The sequence below is a fragment of the Nonomuraea composti genome, from assembly GCF_012034275.1.
GTDB classification, from domain to species: Bacteria; Actinomycetota; Actinomycetes; order Streptosporangiales; family Streptosporangiaceae; genus Nonomuraea; species Nonomuraea composti.
On record NZ_JAATEP010000026.1, the window covers coordinates 120,037 to 136,444 of the forward strand.

Below are 16,408 nucleotides of genomic sequence, written 5' to 3' on the forward strand. Positions count from 1 at the left end.
CCGGTCTTATCGGGTTTCGGGGAAGCGGGCGGCTTGTGGAGCCGGCTGGAAGCCGGCGACTTACGGAGCCGCGGAGAAGCGGGCGACGAAACGCCGCTGCCACGGGGTCTCCACCGCACGCTTGTCGTAGTGCTCACGCACGTACGCCACCGCCTGCTCGGCGGGCACGCCGTCGAGCACGGCCAGGCACGCCAGCGCCGTCCCGGTGCGCCCCTTGCCGCCACCGCACGCGACCTCGACCCGCTCGGAGACGGCCCTCTCCCACGCCTCCCGCAACGCCTCGGCAGCGGCGGCGCGATCGGACGGCAGCCAGAAGTCGGGCCACCGCACCCAGAGATGCTCCCACTCGACCCGCGGCGGCTCCTTGCCCAGCAGGTAGAGCGCGAACGCGGGCCGCGCCCCGGCGGGCACCGGATAACGCAGACCCCGGCCACGAACGAGTCGGCCCGACGGCAGCCGCAGCACACCGGGCGCGGCAGGGTCCCAGGTCTCGGTCATGTAGCCGAGCGTAACCACCCCGACCAGGCCGGGCCCGATCTTCCGCTTTCGGCTGACCCCCTGCGCTCCTGGCGAAAGTTCCTCCGTCATGAGGCCATGATGCCCTTCAGCCAGTCGCCGGCCAGCTTCGCGACGAGGGCGCCGGCGCGGTCGGTCAGGTGGATGTGGTCCACGAGGAGTTCGCGGCCGCCCGAGCGGGCGATGTCGTCCCAGGTGCGGCGGAGCAGGTAGTGCTGGGCGGCGGCGGTGAAGGCGAGGGGGAAGCTGAAGGCGTACGAGGTGCGGGGGCCGTGGCGGAGGATGTCGGCCATGCGCTCGTGCACGGGCAGGTAGTCCGTCCCCATCTCGGTGGCGAGGCTCTTGATGGCGGCGTTGTAGCCGGTGAGGGTGCGGTTGACGGGGGTGTTCAGGTTCTCGCCGAGCGGGGGCAGGGACATGAGGGCGATGCGGGCGCCGGTGCCGGTCCTGACGCGTTCGACGATGGCGCGCAGGTTGGCGCGGTACTCGTCCAGGGGGACGCCGTTGCGGACGTCGTTGGTGCCGATCAGGAGCGTCACGGCGGCGGGGCGGCAGGCGAGGATGTCGGTGTCGACGCGCTGGAGCAGGTCGGCGGTGGTGTTGCCGTTGCTGCCGGCGTTGACCAGCTCGTACGCCGGATAGGCGGCCCGCAGCGCGGCGACCCAGTCGGCGCCGAGCGAGCCCTGGGTCATGCTGGCCCCGGCGGCGACGACGCGCGGGCGGGTGGGCGTGGTCGCGCAGGCGGCGGCGGGCGAGTGGTCGGCGGGGCGCAGGAACGTCAGGTAGGCGACGGTGCCGGCGGCGCAGAGCGCGGTGGCGAGTACGAGGCTGAGGGCGATGGTGATGGGTCGTTTCATGGTCGGTATCCTCGGTTGGTAAACGCTCACTAACCTACATTCGGGAGGCTAGTGAGTGTTTACTAACCATGTCAACGTGAGCGGAAGGGCACACATGGGCACCAGAGACGTGATCCTCGACGCGGCGGCCGAGGTCATGGCCGAGCAGGGCCTGGCCAACGTGACCACGCGGCAGATCGCGAAGGCCGCCGGGCTCACCGAGGCGGCGCTCTACAAGCACTTCGCGAGCAAGGCCGACCTCATGGTGGCGGTGATGCGGGAGCGTTCGCCCGGCTTCTCCCCCCTCGCCGAGGCGCTACGTGGCGGGAGTGACCTGGTGGGCGGCCTCACCGCCGTCGCCAGGGCGGCCATCGACCTTTACCGGGCCGGGTTCCCGATGTTCGCCTCCGTGTTCGCCGATCCGGCGACCCTGGCCGCGCACAAGGAGGAGCTGCGCCAGGAGGGCGCCGGGCCGCACAAAGCGAACGAGGCCCTGGCCGCCTACCTGCGCGCCGAGCAGGAGGCGGGCCGGGTGCGGGCGGGGGCGGACGTCCGGGCGGCGGCGGGGCTGCTGCTCGGGGCCTGCTTCCAGTACGCGTTCCTGGGTCACATGTCGCTGGCGGGCTTCGCGGACGACGAGGAGGCGGCGGCCTCGTTCGTACGGACACTGCTCGAAACCCTCACCCCCACGCCGCCACCGTGTCACGAGCCCAGCGCCTGACCCGCTCCTCGTGGCCGTCGGCGGGAAAGCCGCCGTCGAGGGCCACGTCGGCGATCGTCGTGGCGAACCCGGACGGCGGCGCGGCGTGCGCGGGGAAGGGCGGCACGCCCGGGAAGTCGGCCGCGCCGGGCGTGTGGCCGCCGCGGCGGTGGGAGTTGAGCCGGCGCAGGCGCCGCGCCATGGGGAGCAGGGCGTCGAGCCCGCCCTCCAGGTAGACGTGCAGCAGCGCCCACTGCCCGGGGGCGGCGGAGGGCGCGCGGGAGGGGTGCTGGAGGTGGAAGCAGGAGACCGAGACGGCGTGCACCGGCGCCCACGGCGGCCGCATCGAGTAGTCGAGCGTCAGCAGCTCCCCGAACAGCTCCGCGCAGGGCCTCGGGGCACTGGCCCCACCGCATTCCGGACATCGCGACATGCCGCCCGCCGCCCCTTTCCCGAGGTCGTGGCTCAGCGCCGCCGGAACACCCCGAACTCGACCAGCAGTCCCAGGATGCCACCTCCTCCGAAGGCGATGAGCTCGTCCGGCCCGAGGGCGGGGTCGCGGGTCATCACCAGCGTGAGCAGGACGTTCCCCAGCACCATCCCCGCGATGACGAGGATGACGAGCCGCACCGCCGGCCAGATGGTTCCTCCGGCCTGTTCCTCATCCATCAAGGAGTCCCTTCTCGCTCGTGTAGGCACCCTACATATAGGCAGCCTACTCATCGAGCGGCGGGACCGCGCGGCTAATCCTTGATGCGCTTCATCGTGAGGTGGGAGTCCACGCGGGACACCGCGGGCAGCGGCAGGATCTGCTGACTGAGGAACTTCTCGTACGCGAACTGGTCGGCCACCGCCACCCGCATGTAGTAGTCGGGCCGCCCGAACATCCGCCGGAACTCCAGCACCTCCTCCAGCGCCGCCACCCGCGACTCGAACTCCTCCACCGTCTGCAGGTCGTTGACCGCGATCTCCACCGACACGACCACCTCCAGCGAACGGCCGAGCGCCTCGGGCGAGATCTGTGCCCGATACCCGGCGATCACCCCGGCCTCCTCCAGGCGCTTGACCCGGCGCAGGCAGGGCGGCGGCGTCAGCCCCACCCGGCGGGCCAGCTCCACGTTCGACATCCGGCCGTCCTGGGCCAGTTGGAACAAAATTTCCCGATCAACCTCGTCCAGGACAATTGTGTTACGCATATGCCCGATTTCTCCTAACGCAGGAAACCATATTATGCGCTAAAAGCACTAAAATTGCTTTTCATGCGAACGCGGGACTTCACGGCGGCTGCGGCCGACACCGCCTCGGTGGGGCTGAGCCTGTTCCCCCTCGGGGTCAGCTTCGGCGTGCTCATGGTGCACGCCGGGCTCGACTGGTGGTGGGCGACGGTGTTCACCGCCGTGATCTACGCGGGGTCGCTGGAGTTCCTGCTGGTGGGGCTGGTCGCCGCCGTCACGCCGCTCGGGCAGATCGCGGCGACGGCGCTCCTGGTGAACCTGCGGCACGTCTTCTACGCCCTGTCGTTCCCGCTGCGCCAGGTCCGCCCCGCCGGCCGCGTCTACGCCACCTTCGCGCTCACCGACGAGGCGTACGCGCTGACCGCCGGCGGGCGCGCCCGCGACTGGAGCGGCGCGCGCATCCTGTGGATGCAGGTGCTGTGCCAGGCGTACTGGGTCGGCGGCGCCACCGCCGGCGCCCTCGCCGGCTCACTGGTGCCGGTCACGCTGCACGGCCTGGAGTTCGCGCTGACCGCCCTGTTCGTGGTGCTCACGATCGACGCCTGGCGCGACCTGCGCGACCTGCCGACACCGCTGCTGGCCGGCGGCAGCTTCGCCGCCGCCGCACTCCTGACGCCCGGCTCGCTCCTGCCGGTCGCGATGGGCCTGTTCACGGCAACCCTCCTCATCCGGTACGCCCTGCGCCACCGCCGCCCCGCACCGGCCGTCCCCCGGCGGGCGCCCGAGCCCGTCGCCTGCGGCTCAGGTCTGGAGAAGTAGAACCCCGTGCCCACCCCGCTCTACCTGGCCGCCGCCGTCGCCGTCAGCACCGCGATCACCTGGGGCCTGCGCGCCCTGCCGTTCGCCGTGCTCGGCCCGCTGCGCCGCTCGTCCGTCACCCGCTTCCTGGCCCTCCAGATGCCCACCGGGATCATGCTGATCCTGGCCCTCTACACCCTGCGCGACCTGCGCCCCACTCCCTGGACCGCCATGGTGCCCACGGTCGTGGCCCTGGCCGCCGCCGTCGGCCTGCACCTGAAGACCCGCAACGCGGTGATCAGCGTCCTGGGCGCGACCGCCCTGCACGTGCTGCTGTCGACGTTCTGGCACGCCGGCTGAGCGGTCCGGCCCGCTGTGGCAGGACCGGCCGGATGAACCCAGGTCAAAGTGCGATCATCCGGTCGGCAAAGACTCGGCACGGCATATAACTGGGACGGTTCGTTATCTTGTATCTCTCGTGTTTATGGCGGTATGTTGTGGCGCCATGACCGCACCCAGGACTCCGACCACCGCCGAGGAGCTGCGCGGCGCCGGCCTGCGGGTCACCGCCGCTCGCGTCGCGTTGCTCGAGACCGTCCGGCACGGCGACCACCTCGACGTCGAGGCGATCGCCTCCGGGGTGCGCGATCGGGTGGGTCACGTCTCCCTCCAAGCCGTGTACGAAGCCCTCCACGCGCTCACCGCGGCAGGACTGGTCCGCCGGATCGAACCGGCGGGAAGCCCGGCTCGTTTTGAGGGGCGTGTGGGGGACAACCACCACCACATCGTGTGCCGGTCGTGCGGCGCGGTCGCCGACGTCGACTGCGCGGTCGGTCATGCCCCGTGCCTTCATGCAGCCGACGACCACGGCTTCACCATCGACGAGGCCGAGGTCATCTACTGGGGCCGGTGCCCCGATTGCTCCACCAACCGCACTTCGTGAGCACGCTCATCGCCATGTCCTGGAAGGATTCCCATGACTGAGAACCATGACGCCATCGTCACAGACCCGAAGGTAGAAGGCGAAGCCGCCGGCTGCCCGGTGGCCCACACCCGCGCTCTGCACCCCACCCAGGGCGGCGGCAACCGTCAGTGGTGGCCCGAGCGGCTCAACCTGAGGATCCTCGCCAAGAACCCCGCCGTCGGCCGCCCCTACGGCGACGACTTCGACTACCGGCAGGCGTTCCTCAGCCTCGACCTCCCGGCCGTCAAGCGGGACATCGCCGAGGTGCTGACCACCTCGCAGGACTGGTGGCCGGCCGACTTCGGGCACTACGGCCCGCTCATCATCCGGATGGCCTGGCACAGCGCCGGCACGTACCGGATCAGCGACGGCCGCGGCGGCGCCGGCGCCGGCCAGCAGCGCTTCGCGCCGCTGAACAGCTGGCCCGACAACGCCAACCTCGACAAGGCGCGCCGCCTGCTGTGGCCGGTCAAGAAGAAGTACGGCCGCAACCTGTCCTGGGCCGACCTCATGATCCTCGCCGGCAACGTGGCGCTGGAGACGATGGGCTTCGAGACGTTCGGGTTCGCGGGTGGCCGCGAGGACGTCTGGGAGGCCGAGGAGGACGTCTACTGGGGCCCCGAGACCACGTGGCTCGGCGACGAGCGCTACACCGGCGACCGCGAGCTGGAGAACCCGCTCGGCGCCGTCCAGATGGGCCTCATCTACGTCAACCCGGAGGGCCCGAACGGCAACCCCGACCCGCTCGCCGCGGCCAGGGACATCCGTGAGACGTTCCGCCGGATGGCCATGAACGACGAGGAGACCGTCGCCCTCATCGCCGGCGGCCACACCTTCGGCAAGACCCACGGCGCCGGCCCCGCCGACCACGTCGGCGCCGACCCCGAGGCCGCCTCGATCGAGGAGCAGGGGCTCGGCTGGCGCAGCACGTACGGCAGCGGCAAGGGCGGCGACGCCATCACCAGCGGCCTCGAAGGCATCTGGACCAACACGCCGACCCAGTGGGACAACAGCTTCTTCGAGATCCTGTACGGCTACGAGTGGGAGCTGTTCAAGAGCCCCGCCGGCGCCCACCAGTGGCGGCCGAAGGACGGTGCCGGGGAGGGCACCGTCCCCGACGCCCACGACCCGGCCAAGCGGCACGCGCCGACGATGCTCACCACCGACCTCGCGCTGCGCGTCGACCCGATCTACGACCAGATCTCGCGCCGCTTCCGCGACAACCCGCAGGAGTTCGCGGACGCGTTCGCCAAGGCCTGGTACAAGCTGACGCACCGCGACATGGGCCCGATCGTGCGTTACCTCGGCCCGGAGGTGCCGTCGGAGGTGCTGCTCTGGCAGGACCCGCTGCCCGAGCGCACCTACGACCTCATCGACGAGGCCGACGTCGCCACGCTCAAGAGCCAGATCCTGGCCTCGGGCCTGTCGGTGTCGGAGCTCGTGTCCACCGCGTGGGCCTCCGCCTCGTCCTACCGCAACAGCGACAAGCGGGGCGGCGCCAACGGCGCCCGCGTCCGCCTGCAGCCGCAGATCGGCTGGGAGGTCAACGACCCCGACCGCCTCGCCACCGTGCTCGGCACCCTTGAGGGCATCCAGAAGGCCTTCAACGGCGCCCAGGCCGGCGGCAAGCAGGTCTCGCTCGCCGACGTGATCGTCCTCGCCGGCGGCGTCGGCGTGGAGAAGGCGGCCAAGGAGGCCGGCTTCGACGTCGTCGTGCCGTTCACGCCCGGCCGCGTCGACGCCACGCAGGAGCAGACGGACGTCGAGTCGTTCGCCGCTCTCGAGCCCACCGCCGACGGCTTCCGCAACTACCTCGGCAAGGGCAACCGCCTGCCCGCCGAGTACCTGCTGCTCGACAAGGCGAACCTGCTGAACCTGTCCGCGCCCGAGATGACCGTCCTCGTCGGCGGCCTGCGCGTGCTCGGCGCGAACCACCAGCAGTCGCAGCACGGCGTCTTCACCACCAACCCCGGCACGCTGACGAACGACTTCTTCGTCAACCTGCTCGACCTGGGCACGAGGTGGCAGGCGACCTCCGAGGACCAGACCACGTTCGAGGGCCGCGACGCCGAGACCGGCCAGGTCAAGTGGACCGGCACCCGCGCCGACCTGGTGTTCGGGTCCAACTCGGAGCTGCGGGCGCTGGCCGAGGTGTACGCCAGCGACGACGCGAAGGAGAAGTTCGTGAACGACTTCGTCGCGGCGTGGACCAAGGTCATGAACGCCGACCGGTTCGACCTCGTCTGATCCTCCCAGGCATTTCGCCGGGCCGGTCCCTCGTTGGGGGGCCGGCCCGGCTCATGAAAAATGCGTCGACACGGGAGAACCGGATGGCGACAATGCTCACCATGGCCTCCATCTCCGTGCCGGGAATGTCGTGATCCCTGTTCTGTGGCTGTGCGGCCCGCCGGGAGTCGGCAAGACCACGGTCGCCTGGGAGATCTACTCCCGTCTCAAGCGCGACGGCGTCGCGGCCGCCTACGTCGACATCGACCAGCTCGGCATCTGCTACCCGGAGCCCTCCGACGACCCCGGCCGGCACCGCATGAAGGCCCGCAACCTCGACGCGGTGGCCGCCGGCTTCCAGGCGGCCGGCGCCCGGTGCCTCATCGTCTCGGGCGTCCTCGACCCCGCTCATGGCGTCCGCCCAGGCCAGGTGCCGCGCACCGCCCTGACCGTCTGCCGGCTGCGAGCCGGCCGCGAGGAGCTGCGGCGGCGCTTCACCGGCCGCGGCGGCAGCGCCGATCAGATCGAGGACGTCCTGCGGGAGGCCGACGCGCTCGACGCGAGCGACTTCGCCGACGTGACCGTGGACACCGACGGCCTGGCGCCGGCCGAGGTGGCCCGGCTGGTCTCGGAACGCATCGGCACCTGGCCCGGCCCGAGCGAGGAACCGGTGCCCGAGCTCCCGCAGGTGACGTTCGACGGCGACCCGGTGATGTGGCTGTGCGGCACGACGGCCGTCGGCAAGTCGACGGCCGGCTTCGAGCTCTTCATGCGCGCCCTGCGCGCCGGCCGCACCGCCGCGTACGTCGACCTCGGCCAGATCGGCTTCCGCGCCCCCGTCCCTTCGGACGACCCCGACGACCACCAGCTCAGGGCCCGCAACCTGGCATCCCTGTGGCGCACCTACCGGGCCGCCGGGGCGCAGGTCCTGGTGGTGACCGGCCCCGTACGCGACGAGACCACGATCAAGACGTACGCCGAGGCCCTTCCCGGAGCCCGTCTCACGCTGTGCCGCCTGCACGCGGGCCGCGAGGAGCTGACGCGCCGCATCGTACGACGCGGCCAGGGCAGCGACTGGTCACAACCGGGCGACCCGCTGCGCGGTCAGCCCACGGCGCGGCTCCTCCAGCTCGCCGACGAGGCGGTGGCCACCGCCACCGCCCTGGAGCGGGCCGGCATCGGCGAGGTCCACATCCCGACCGACGGCCGCACGTCCGGCCAGGTGGTCGACGCCATCCTCGCCCGGACCGGCTGGCTCGGCCCGCGGCCCTAGCCGCTGCTCACACCGCCACCACTTGCACGGTCTTGCCGCACAGCTTGCTCATGTCGTCCTCGTCGGAGGTGAGCACGATGACAGGACGTACCGATCGCCGCGCGGTGACGGCCACGACGGCGTCGATGGCGTACTTGTGGCCGTGCAGACGGGCCTCGCGAAGCAGCTCGATCGCCCGCGACGAGATCTCCTCCGTCACGGGCTCGACCTTCAGCCGGGACAGGTGCCACCTGAGGCGATCGCTCTTCAGGCGGACGTCGTGGGCCTCGATCGGCGTCATGGCACTCACCACGACCCGGAAGTCGTTGTCCTGCGCCTCCCGGACGAGCGCGGTCACCCGCTGGTCGGCCTCGCACCACTTCACGAGCCCTTCGCAGTCGAGCACCACGGTGCCCGCGCTCAGCCTGCTTCGCGCCCGCGCCATCCGTCCTCCTCCTGGAGTTCGGGCGCCGACCTGACGTGCCGGAACAGCTCCGCCGCCTCGTCACGCACGGACTGCGGGATCGGCCCGGCGGCGGCCTCGTTCGCCTGAAGCGCCTCCTCCAGGAGGTCCCGCTCGATCTGCCGCTCGACAGCCGCATCGACGTAGGCGGAGAATCCACGGGCGCCGACCCGTTCGCGGACGGCGCGGATGTTGCCCGCCCTCAGGGACACGCTGACCTTCGCCGCGGGCCCGTCTCCTGGGGCGAACTCCTGCTCCGGCATCTTCATGGGCCCACTTTACTACTCGAAGTAGCAAAGCGCGGCCGGTGGGCGTCAGTCGTCCTCGGCGAAGACGACCTCGCGGCGTTTGCGGATCGCCGGCAGGACGGTGATCGCGAGAGCGGCCCCCGCCAGGAGCAGGAGAATGCCGGAGATGGGGCGGGTGACGAAGACGGTGGCGTCGCCGCGGGAGATGATGAGGGCGCGGCGCAGGTTCTCCTCCAGCAGCGGGCCCAGGACGAAGCCGAGCAACAGCGGGGCGGGTTCGCAGCCGCACTTGATGAGGACGTAGCCGAGCAGGCCGAAGAAGACGATGGCGTAGACGTCGAAGGCGTTGAACGACAGCGAGTACGTTCCGATGGCCGCGAACAGGATGATCATCGGGAAGAGCACCTGGTACGGGATGTGCAGCATGCGGACCCAGATGCCGATGAGCGGCAGGTTCAGCAGCACCAGGAGCACGTTGCCGATCCACATCGACGCGATCAGGCCCCAGAACAGCGCGGGTTCCTCGGTGATGACGTTCGGGCCGGGGGTGATGCCGTGGACGATGAACGCGCCGACCATGAGCGCCATGACGGGGTGAGCGGGCAGGCCGAGGGTGAGCAGGGGGATGAACGAGGTCTGCGCGGCGGCGTTGTTGGCGGACTCGGGGCCGGCGACGCCTTCGATGGCTCCGTGGCCGAACTCCGCGCGCCGTTTGGAGATGCGTTTCTCCACGGCGTACGAGGTGAAGGAGGCCAGCACGTGCCCGCCGCCGGGCAGGACACCGAGCGCGGCGCCGAGGCCGGTGCCGCGCAGGATGGGGCCGACGATCCTGCGCCGATCCTCGCGGGTGGGCCAGAGGTCGCGCACTTTGGAGACGAGCAGGGTGCGGGTGTGCTCGTTCTCCAGGTTGCGCAGGATCTCGGCGACGCCGAACATGCCGACGGCGACGGAGACGAAGTCGATGCCGCCGTACAGCTCGCGCTGCTCGAAGACGAATCGGGGGGTTCCGGTGTAGATGTCCTGGCCGATGGTGCCGAGCAGGACGCCGAGCGCGATCATGGCGAGGGCTTTGAGCGTGGTGCCGCGCGCCAGCGCGACCGAGACGATGAGGCCGAGCAGCACCAGCGAGAAGTATTCGGCGGGGCCGAACCGCAGGGCGACGCGGGCCAGGGGTGGGGCGGCGACGGCGAGGACGACGGTGGCGATGGTGCCCGCGACGAACGAGCCGACCGCGGCGGTGGCCAGCGCGGAGCCGGCGCGGCCCTGGCGGGCCATCTCGTGCCCGTCAAGTGCGGTGACCGCGGCCGACGACTCGCCAGGCAGGTTGATGAGGATGGCGGTGGTGGAGCCGCCGTACTGGGCGCCGTAGTAGATGCCGGCCAGCATGATCAACGCGGTGACGGGCTCGAAGCTGAACGTGATCGGCAGCAGCATCGCCACCGTCGCGGTCGGCCCGATGCCGGGCAGCACGCCGACGGCGGTGCCGAGGAGCACGCCGACGAAGCAGTAGAGGACGTTCTGGACGAGGAGGGCGGTCGAGAAGCCCAGTGCGAGGTTGTCGAGGAGTTCCATGCCCTCTCGATCCGAAAGGCCGTGTCAGGCCCCCAGCCACGGGCCGACGAGCGGGATCCGCAGCTGGAGTCCGACGACGAAGATGAGCGTGCCGGCCACGGTGAGCCCGGCCGCCACGGCCACGGCCATGAGCGGGCGGACGCGCGTGCTGGCCAGCGTCGTGAGCAGGGCCGTCACGGCCGACGCGGGGACGAACCCGAGCCCTCGTACGGTGAACCCGAAGAACAGCAGGGCGAGCACGATGACGGCGACGGCCCGCCACGGGATCGTCCCGAACGCGATCAGCTCGCCCGCGACGAGGCCCTTGACGACGATCGCCAGGCCGAGCGCGGCGACGATCGCGCCGACCAGCAGGGGGAAGGCGCCGGGGCCCATCCGCAGCGGGGTGCCCAGCTCGTAGCCGAGCGACCCCAGCGCGAACGCGCCGCCGATCAGGACGAAGACGGCTCCCGCGAGGACGTCGGGGAGGGAGCGGCGGCGCTTCACCCGGCCTTGACCCCGGCGTCGGCGATCACCTTGCCCCACGTGGTGATCTGCTCCTGGAGGCGGGCCCGGTGCGCCTCGGGGGTGGCGTCCGCGGCCTTGACGGGGGCGGTGCCGAGCTTGGCCATCTGGTCGATGACCTTCTGGTCGGCCAGCGCCACCTTCAGCGCCTCCGACAGCTTCTGGACGACGTCCTGGGGCGTGCCCTTCGGAACGTACAGGCCGTGCCAGACGCTGACCTTGAGCTGCGGCAGCCCGGCCTCGGTGGTGGTGGGCAGGTCGGGCAGGCTCTTGACGCGCTCGGGCGTGGTGACCGCGTACGCCTTGACCTCGCCCGCGGAGATCTGGCCGCTGGTGTTGGTCGTCTGGTCGCACATGAAGTCGACCTGGCCGCCGACGAGGTCGGTGAGGGCGGGCCCGGTGCCCTCGTACGGGACCTCCTGGAGCTTGACGCCGGCGGCGGTCTGGAACAGCAGGCCGCACAGGTGGGAGGCGGCGCCGATGCCGGCGTTGGCGAGGGTGACCTTGGAGGCGTTCGCCTTGACGTAGGTGACGAGCTCCTGGAGCGTCTTGGGCTCGAAGTCCTTGCGGGCGACGATCGTCATCGGCACCTCGGTGACGAGCCCGACCGTCTGGAAGTCCTCTAGGGGCTTGTAGCCGAGGTTCTGGTAGAGGGCGGGCGCGGTGGACATGCCGATGTGGTGCATGAGCACGGTGTAGCCGTCGGGCTGGGCCCGCGCGACCTCTCCCGCGCCGACGGTGCCGCCCGCTCCTTCCACGTTCTGTACGACGATCTTGCCGCCGAGCTTGGCGGCCATCGGCTCGGCGATCATGCGGGTGACGGTGTCGGTGGGGCCGCCGGCGCTGAACGGCACGACGAACGTGATGTTCTTGTCCGGGTAACCGCCGCCGGCGGGCGCGGTGCCGTTGCCCCCGTTTCCTCCGGAGCAGGCGGCGACGAGCGACAGGACGCCGATCGCGGTGATCATCCGGGTGATGCCCCGGTGTCTGCTGGTCGTTCTCATCTCGCGACCTCCTCGTCAGCGCATGCCCGTGTGTCGGTGAGTGCGCGGCTGCCTCAGTCTCGGCTGGCAGGGACGCGGATGGTGTCAGAGAAATCCCAAGGAATGCGCTGGATGTCAGAAGAATCCCAAGAAGTGAAGGGCTAACACAAGCGTTGATCCTCGCCGTACAATCCGCCGGTATGCGGATCACGATCATCGAGGATGACGACCGCGTGGCGCGGGGCCTGGTGACCGTCCTGGCCCAGGCGGGCTTCGAGGTGCACCGCCTCGCCACCGCCGCAGAGGCCGTGCGCGCCGCCCCCTCCGACGTGGTCCTCGTCGACCTGGGCCTGCCCGACGGCGACGGCCTCGACGTGATCCGCAAGCTGCGCGACCGTCCCGAGACGGCCGTCATCGCCGTGACCGCGCGCTCCGAGGAACATGAGCGGGTACGCGGCCTGCGCGCCGGCGCCGACGACTACATCGTCAAACCGTTCGGCGTCCCCGAGCTGCTCGCCCGCATCGACGCCGTCCTGCGGCGCACCCGCGTGGCGCGGGCCATGAGCGAGCCCGGCGAGCCGCTCACGCTCGGCCCGATGCGCATCGGCGTCGGCACCCGCGAGGTCACCGTCGGAGGCACGCCCGTGACGCTGACGCGCAAGGAGTTCGAGCTGCTCCTGCTGCTGGCCCGCCGCGCCCCGAACGTGGTCAGCCGCGACGTCATCCTCGACCAGATCTGGGGCGCGACCTGGGAGTCCTCCAGCCGCACCCTCGACACGCACATCGCCGCGCTGCGGCACAAGCTCGGGCCTTCCGTGCCCATCCGCACCCTTCACGGGGTCGGCTACCGGCTCCAGGCCGGCCCCCTCTCGGATCCGGCCCCCGGCCCCGGGCCGACCGGCCGGCCGGAGCCGACCGGCTGACGCGGCCGTGCGCCGTCGCCTGCTCGTCGTCCTGGTGCCGCTCGCGGTGCTGCTCGTCGCGGCGCTCGGCGTGCCGCACAGCGTCACCCTGGCCGAGCGCGAGATGCAGGAGACGTACGTGGACCGGCTCGGCGACGTCGGCCGGTTCGCGTCGCTGGCCGAGACGGCGCTGTCGACCGGGCGCACCGAGGCCCTGCAGCGGGAGCTGGAGCGCTACCACGAGCTGTACGGCATCCCCGCCGCCGTGATCGACACCTCCGGCACCGTGCTGCTCGGGCCCGCCCGCGCCTACCGGGAGGCGGCCGGGGCCGAGCCCGCGCTGCCCAGGATCGTGACCGCGGCACTGGCGGGCACCCGCTCGGAGCCGTCCGGCGCATGGGCGCCCTGGGACGGCTCCGCCCTCGTCGTCGCCGAGCCCGTCGGCCGGGACAGCGAGGTCGTCGGCGCCGTCGTCACCATCTCCGACCTGACCCGGACCCGCTCCCGCGTCCTGCTGCAATGGGCCCGCCTCGCCGGCCTCGGGCTGCTGCCGCTCATCGCGCTGGTCGCCGTCGCCTGGCCGGTGTCGGCATGGGTGCTGCGTCCGGTGCGCGAGCTGGACGCCGCCAGCTCGCGCATCTCCCAGGGCGACCTCACCATCCGCGCCGACGCCGAGGCCGGGCCCGTCGAGCTGCGGCGGCTCGCCGGCTCGTTCAACACCATGATGGACGCCGTGGAGAACGCCGTGCAGCGGCAGCGCGCGTTCGTCTCCGACGCCTCCCACCAGCTGCGCAACCCGCTGACCAGCCTGCGGCTCGCCGTCGAGAGCCTGGAGCCGCACCTGGCCGGAGACGGGCGGCCGGTGTACGAGGTGGCCGTGGACGAGGTGAAGGCCATGCAGCGGCTGCTGAACTCGTTGCAGGCCAGCGCGCGGATGGAGAGCATCAGGACGGCCTCGCCGGTGGAGCTCGACGCGGTGCTCGCGACCCGCGTGGATCGGTGGCGGGCCCTGACCGGGACGGCGGGGCAGACGCTCACCGTGGACGTGCCGGGCGGGCTGCGGCTGCTGGAGCCCACCGGAGGGTTGGGGAGCATTCTGGACGAGCTGGTCAGCAACGCGTTGCGGCTGTCGGAGGCGCGGGTGGTGGAGGTGAGCGCGCGCACCGGCCCCGGCGGGGTGGTGATCATCTCCGTGCGGGACGACGGGCAGGGCATCGACGTGGCAGAACGGGCACAGGCGTTGCGGCGGTTCTGGCGGTCACCCCGGCACCAGAACGTGCCGGGGACCGGGCTCGGGCTGGCCATCTGCGCCGACCTCGTGGGGGCGGCCGGGGGTGAGCTGCGGCTGGAGGACGGGCTGCCGCGGCCGGACGGGTCGGGGCACGGGTTCGCCGCCGTGATCACGTTGCCCGTCGCACCACCGGATTAGCGTTTGTGGTCGCGACCAGGTCAGCGTTTGTGGTCGCGGCCAGGTCAGCGTTTGTGGTCGCGGAACCAGGCCGCCGCTCCCGGGTGCAGCGGGACCGACGCGGTGGCGATCCCCGTCCGCACGTTGATCTGCCACGCCTCGGGCACCGCGTCGGGCACGGCCGCGCCGTCCTCGTCGCGGCTCGCCGAGGTGATCGTGCCGGTGTGGGTGAAGATCGTGTCGGTGATGGCGTACACCAGGTCGGCGGGCAGGTCGTCGCGGGCGAGCAGCACGTTCGGGACGGCGACCGTGCGGGTGGCCGGGACGCCCGCGTACGCGGTGGCGGGGATCGTGGCCGGGGCGTAGGGGCCGGGGAAGGCGGTGAAGAGCGCGTCCGCCTGCGCGTCCAGCGGGATGAGCCGGATCGGCCGCCGCTGCGCCAGCTCCGTGATCGCCGGCGTCGGGACGCCGGTCAGCGAGAACATCGCGTCGATCTCGCCGTCGCGCAGTGCCGCCGCCGACTCGGCCTGGCTGAGGTAACGGACGTCGGCGCGGACCGGCCCGAGCCCCAGCACCCGCAGCGAGATGAACTCGGTGCCGGAGTCGCGGGCGCCCAGCGACACGCGCCGCCCCTTGAGGTCGCCGAACGCGTCGATCGCCGAGCCGGCCAGGACCACCAGGTGCAGGTGGCTGTCGTACAACCGGCAGACCGCCGAGAGGCCGCCGGGCGCCCGGCCGTCCGTGCTGATCAGCGCGTCCAGGCTGGTCAGGCCCAGGTGCACCGCGCCGGCCCGTAACATCCGGATGTTGTCGGTGGACGCCCGGCTCGGCACGGTCGTCACCGTCGCGCCCGGCACCTGCTCGGAGATGTGCGCGGCCAGCGACCCGCCGATGCGCCGGTAGACCGCCCCGGCCGGGCCGGTCGCCAGCCGCAGCCGCACCTCGCCGGCCTCGCGCCGCCGGGAGCACCCGGCGACCAGCCCGCCGGCGCCCAGCAGCACCGCCCGCCGGCTGAGGCGTGGCCGTGGCTCGGGGTCGCGCACCATGCCGCGATGATACGGACGAACGCCGGGCGGCACGGCCGAGCATGGCGCCGGCTCACGACGCGACCGAGCCCGGCTCAGGCAGCACGACCGAGCCCGGCTCAGGCAGCACGACCGAACCCGGCTCAGGGGGCGCGACCGAGCGGGTGGCCGGCTCAGGCGGCGCGGCCCGTCTTGAAGGCGGCGGCGGTCTCGGTGACGCGGCGGGCCTGGTGGCGGGCCGACTGCAGGGCCACCTCGCTCACCGGCCCCTCGCCGGCCACGTGCGAGGCGCCGTACGGGTTGCCGGACTGGAACTGGATCGGGTCGGTGTAGCCGGGCGGGACGATGATGCCGCCCCAGTGGTAGAACGTGTTCGCCAGCGCCAGGATCGTGGACTCCTGCCCGCCGTGCGCGGTGTTGGAGGCGGTGAACGCCGAGTACACCTTGTCCGCCAGCTTGCCCTGGAACCAGAGCGGCCCGGCGGCCTCGATGAAGGCGCGCAGCGGGCTGGCCGGGTTGCCGAAGCGGGTCGGCGTCCCGAACAGCACGGCGTCGGCCCAGGCCAGGTCGTCCACCGTGGCCACGGGGACGTCGGCGGTGTCGCGGACATGCTCGGCCCACTCCGGTCTGGTGTCGATCACCTCCGGCGGCGCGGGCTCGGCGACCTTGCGCAGCCGCACGTCGGCGCCGGCCTTCTCCGCGCCCTCGGCGGCGGCCCGCGCCAGGGCGTGCACGGTGCCCGTGGCGCTGTAATAGACGATGGCCACGTTGACGGTTTCCATGATCGGGTCCCTTCTCGGGGGTTCTGTTCGCCGGTACGACGACGTAGCCGCGCG

General features: G+C 71.9%; 20 protein-coding genes. 8 read left to right on the plus strand and 12 right to left on the minus strand.

Going from position 1 to position 16,408, the window contains the following annotated elements; all coding sequences use genetic code 11:
• Window positions 1-60 precede the first annotated feature (60 nt).
• On the minus strand, window positions 61-498 hold the full coding sequence (locus HCN51_RS32275; RefSeq protein WP_168014633.1) for a protein-tyrosine phosphatase family protein: 438 nt from the start codon (window positions 496-498) through the stop codon (window positions 61-63).
• Window positions 499-584: 86 nt separating this feature from the next.
• Window positions 585-1,373: an SGNH/GDSL hydrolase family protein gene (locus HCN51_RS32280; RefSeq protein ID WP_168014635.1), complete on the minus strand. Its 789-nt coding sequence runs from the start codon at window positions 1,371-1,373 to the stop codon at window positions 585-587.
• 94 nt (window positions 1,374-1,467) lie between these two features.
• Between HCN51_RS32280 and HCN51_RS32285 the strand changes: the two genes are divergently transcribed.
• Window positions 1,468-2,073 carry a TetR/AcrR family transcriptional regulator gene (locus HCN51_RS32285; RefSeq protein WP_168014637.1) on the plus strand — a complete coding sequence of 202 codons (606 nt, stop codon included), beginning with the start codon at window positions 1,468-1,470 and terminating at the stop codon, window positions 2,071-2,073.
• On the opposite strand, the gene HCN51_RS32290 is transcribed toward HCN51_RS32285, so the two are convergent.
• From HCN51_RS32290 to HCN51_RS32300, 3 genes are all read right to left on the minus strand, one after another.
• Window positions 2,033-2,485, minus strand: coding sequence for a DUF5946 family protein (locus HCN51_RS32290; RefSeq protein WP_168014639.1), 453 nt, complete (start codon window positions 2,483-2,485; stop codon window positions 2,033-2,035). The two genes, HCN51_RS32285 and HCN51_RS32290, sit on opposite strands and share 41 nt — an antisense overlap.
• A 32-nt stretch (window positions 2,486-2,517) precedes the next feature.
• Entirely contained in the window at window positions 2,518-2,721 is a 204-nt protein-coding gene (locus HCN51_RS32295; RefSeq protein ID WP_168014641.1) for a hypothetical protein, read from the minus strand.
• Window positions 2,722-2,795: 74 nt separating this feature from the next.
• On the minus strand, window positions 2,796-3,248 hold the full coding sequence (locus HCN51_RS32300) for an Lrp/AsnC family transcriptional regulator (RefSeq protein WP_080044033.1): 453 nt from the start codon (window positions 3,246-3,248) through the stop codon (window positions 2,796-2,798).
• 63 nt (window positions 3,249-3,311) lie between these two features.
• On the opposite strand from HCN51_RS32300, the gene HCN51_RS32305 reads away from it, so the two are divergent.
• The 5 genes from HCN51_RS32305 to HCN51_RS32325 all read left to right on the plus strand — a co-directional run bounded on the left by HCN51_RS32305 (window position 3,312) and on the right by HCN51_RS32325 (window position 8,488).
• On the plus strand, window positions 3,312-4,046 hold the full coding sequence (locus HCN51_RS32305) for an AzlC family ABC transporter permease (RefSeq protein WP_168014643.1): 735 nt from the start codon (window positions 3,312-3,314) through the stop codon (window positions 4,044-4,046).
• A 6-nt stretch (window positions 4,047-4,052) separates the two neighbouring features.
• Window positions 4,053-4,385 (plus strand): AzlD domain-containing protein, encoded by a 333-nt coding sequence (locus tag HCN51_RS32310; protein ID WP_168014645.1) that lies wholly within the window; start codon window positions 4,053-4,055, stop codon window positions 4,383-4,385.
• Between the two features lie 145 nt (window positions 4,386-4,530).
• Window positions 4,531-4,968: a Fur family transcriptional regulator gene (locus tag HCN51_RS32315; protein ID WP_080044035.1), complete on the plus strand. Its 438-nt coding sequence runs from the start codon at window positions 4,531-4,533 to the stop codon at window positions 4,966-4,968.
• A gap of 33 nt (window positions 4,969-5,001) precedes the next feature.
• Window positions 5,002-7,236, plus strand: a complete 2,235-nt coding sequence (gene katG, locus HCN51_RS32320; protein ID WP_168014647.1) for a catalase/peroxidase HPI — start codon at window positions 5,002-5,004, stop codon at window positions 7,234-7,236.
• A gap of 130 nt (window positions 7,237-7,366) precedes the next feature.
• Window positions 7,367-8,488, plus strand: a complete 1,122-nt coding sequence (locus HCN51_RS32325) for an AAA family ATPase (RefSeq protein ID WP_168014649.1) — start codon at window positions 7,367-7,369, stop codon at window positions 8,486-8,488.
• A 7-nt stretch (window positions 8,489-8,495) separates the two neighbouring features.
• Here HCN51_RS32325 and HCN51_RS32330 read toward each other — a convergent pair whose 3' ends face one another.
• The 5 genes from HCN51_RS32330 to HCN51_RS32350 are packed head-to-tail and all read right to left on the minus strand — an operon-like array spanning window position 8,496 to window position 12,258.
• Complete coding sequence (locus HCN51_RS32330) at window positions 8,496-8,912, minus strand: PIN domain-containing protein (protein ID WP_168014651.1); 417 nt, start codon at window positions 8,910-8,912, stop codon at window positions 8,496-8,498.
• Window positions 8,888-9,199: a hypothetical protein gene (locus HCN51_RS32335; protein ID WP_206068132.1), complete on the minus strand. Its 312-nt coding sequence runs from the start codon at window positions 9,197-9,199 to the stop codon at window positions 8,888-8,890. Before HCN51_RS32335 ends, HCN51_RS32330 begins: the two co-directional genes overlap by 25 nt.
• A gap of 45 nt (window positions 9,200-9,244) precedes the next feature.
• The gene (locus tag HCN51_RS32340; protein ID WP_168014653.1) at window positions 9,245-10,750 is read right to left on the minus strand and encodes a tripartite tricarboxylate transporter permease; all 1,506 of its coding nucleotides are present in this window, start codon (window positions 10,748-10,750) and stop codon (window positions 9,245-9,247) included.
• A gap of 24 nt (window positions 10,751-10,774) precedes the next feature.
• Window positions 10,775-11,236, minus strand: a complete 462-nt coding sequence (locus HCN51_RS32345) for a tripartite tricarboxylate transporter TctB family protein (protein WP_168014655.1) — start codon at window positions 11,234-11,236, stop codon at window positions 10,775-10,777.
• Window positions 11,233-12,258, minus strand: coding sequence for a tripartite tricarboxylate transporter substrate-binding protein (locus HCN51_RS32350; RefSeq protein WP_168014657.1), 1,026 nt, complete (start codon window positions 12,256-12,258; stop codon window positions 11,233-11,235). The genes HCN51_RS32345 and HCN51_RS32350 overlap by 4 nt, the downstream gene beginning before the upstream one ends.
• 179 nt (window positions 12,259-12,437) lie before the next feature.
• On the opposite strand from HCN51_RS32350, the gene HCN51_RS32355 reads away from it, so the two are divergent.
• Both HCN51_RS32355 and HCN51_RS32360 read left to right on the plus strand, forming a co-directional pair.
• Window positions 12,438-13,160, plus strand: a complete 723-nt coding sequence (locus HCN51_RS32355) for a response regulator transcription factor (RefSeq protein WP_168014659.1) — start codon at window positions 12,438-12,440, stop codon at window positions 13,158-13,160.
• A 7-nt stretch (window positions 13,161-13,167) separates the two neighbouring features.
• Window positions 13,168-14,568 (plus strand): ATP-binding protein, encoded by a 1,401-nt coding sequence (locus HCN51_RS32360; RefSeq protein WP_168014661.1) that lies wholly within the window; start codon window positions 13,168-13,170, stop codon window positions 14,566-14,568.
• Window positions 14,569-14,612: 44 nt separating this feature from the next.
• Here HCN51_RS32360 and HCN51_RS32365 read toward each other — a convergent pair whose 3' ends face one another.
• Both HCN51_RS32365 and wrbA read right to left on the minus strand, forming a co-directional pair.
• Window positions 14,613-15,593, minus strand: a complete 981-nt coding sequence (locus tag HCN51_RS32365) for a TAXI family TRAP transporter solute-binding subunit (protein ID WP_168014663.1) — start codon at window positions 15,591-15,593, stop codon at window positions 14,613-14,615.
• 152 nt (window positions 15,594-15,745) lie between these two features.
• Window positions 15,746-16,354 carry an NAD(P)H:quinone oxidoreductase gene (gene wrbA, locus HCN51_RS32370; RefSeq protein WP_206068133.1) on the minus strand — a complete coding sequence of 203 codons (609 nt, stop codon included), beginning with the start codon at window positions 16,352-16,354 and terminating at the stop codon, window positions 15,746-15,748.
• Between the last annotated feature and the right edge of the window lie 54 nt (window positions 16,355-16,408).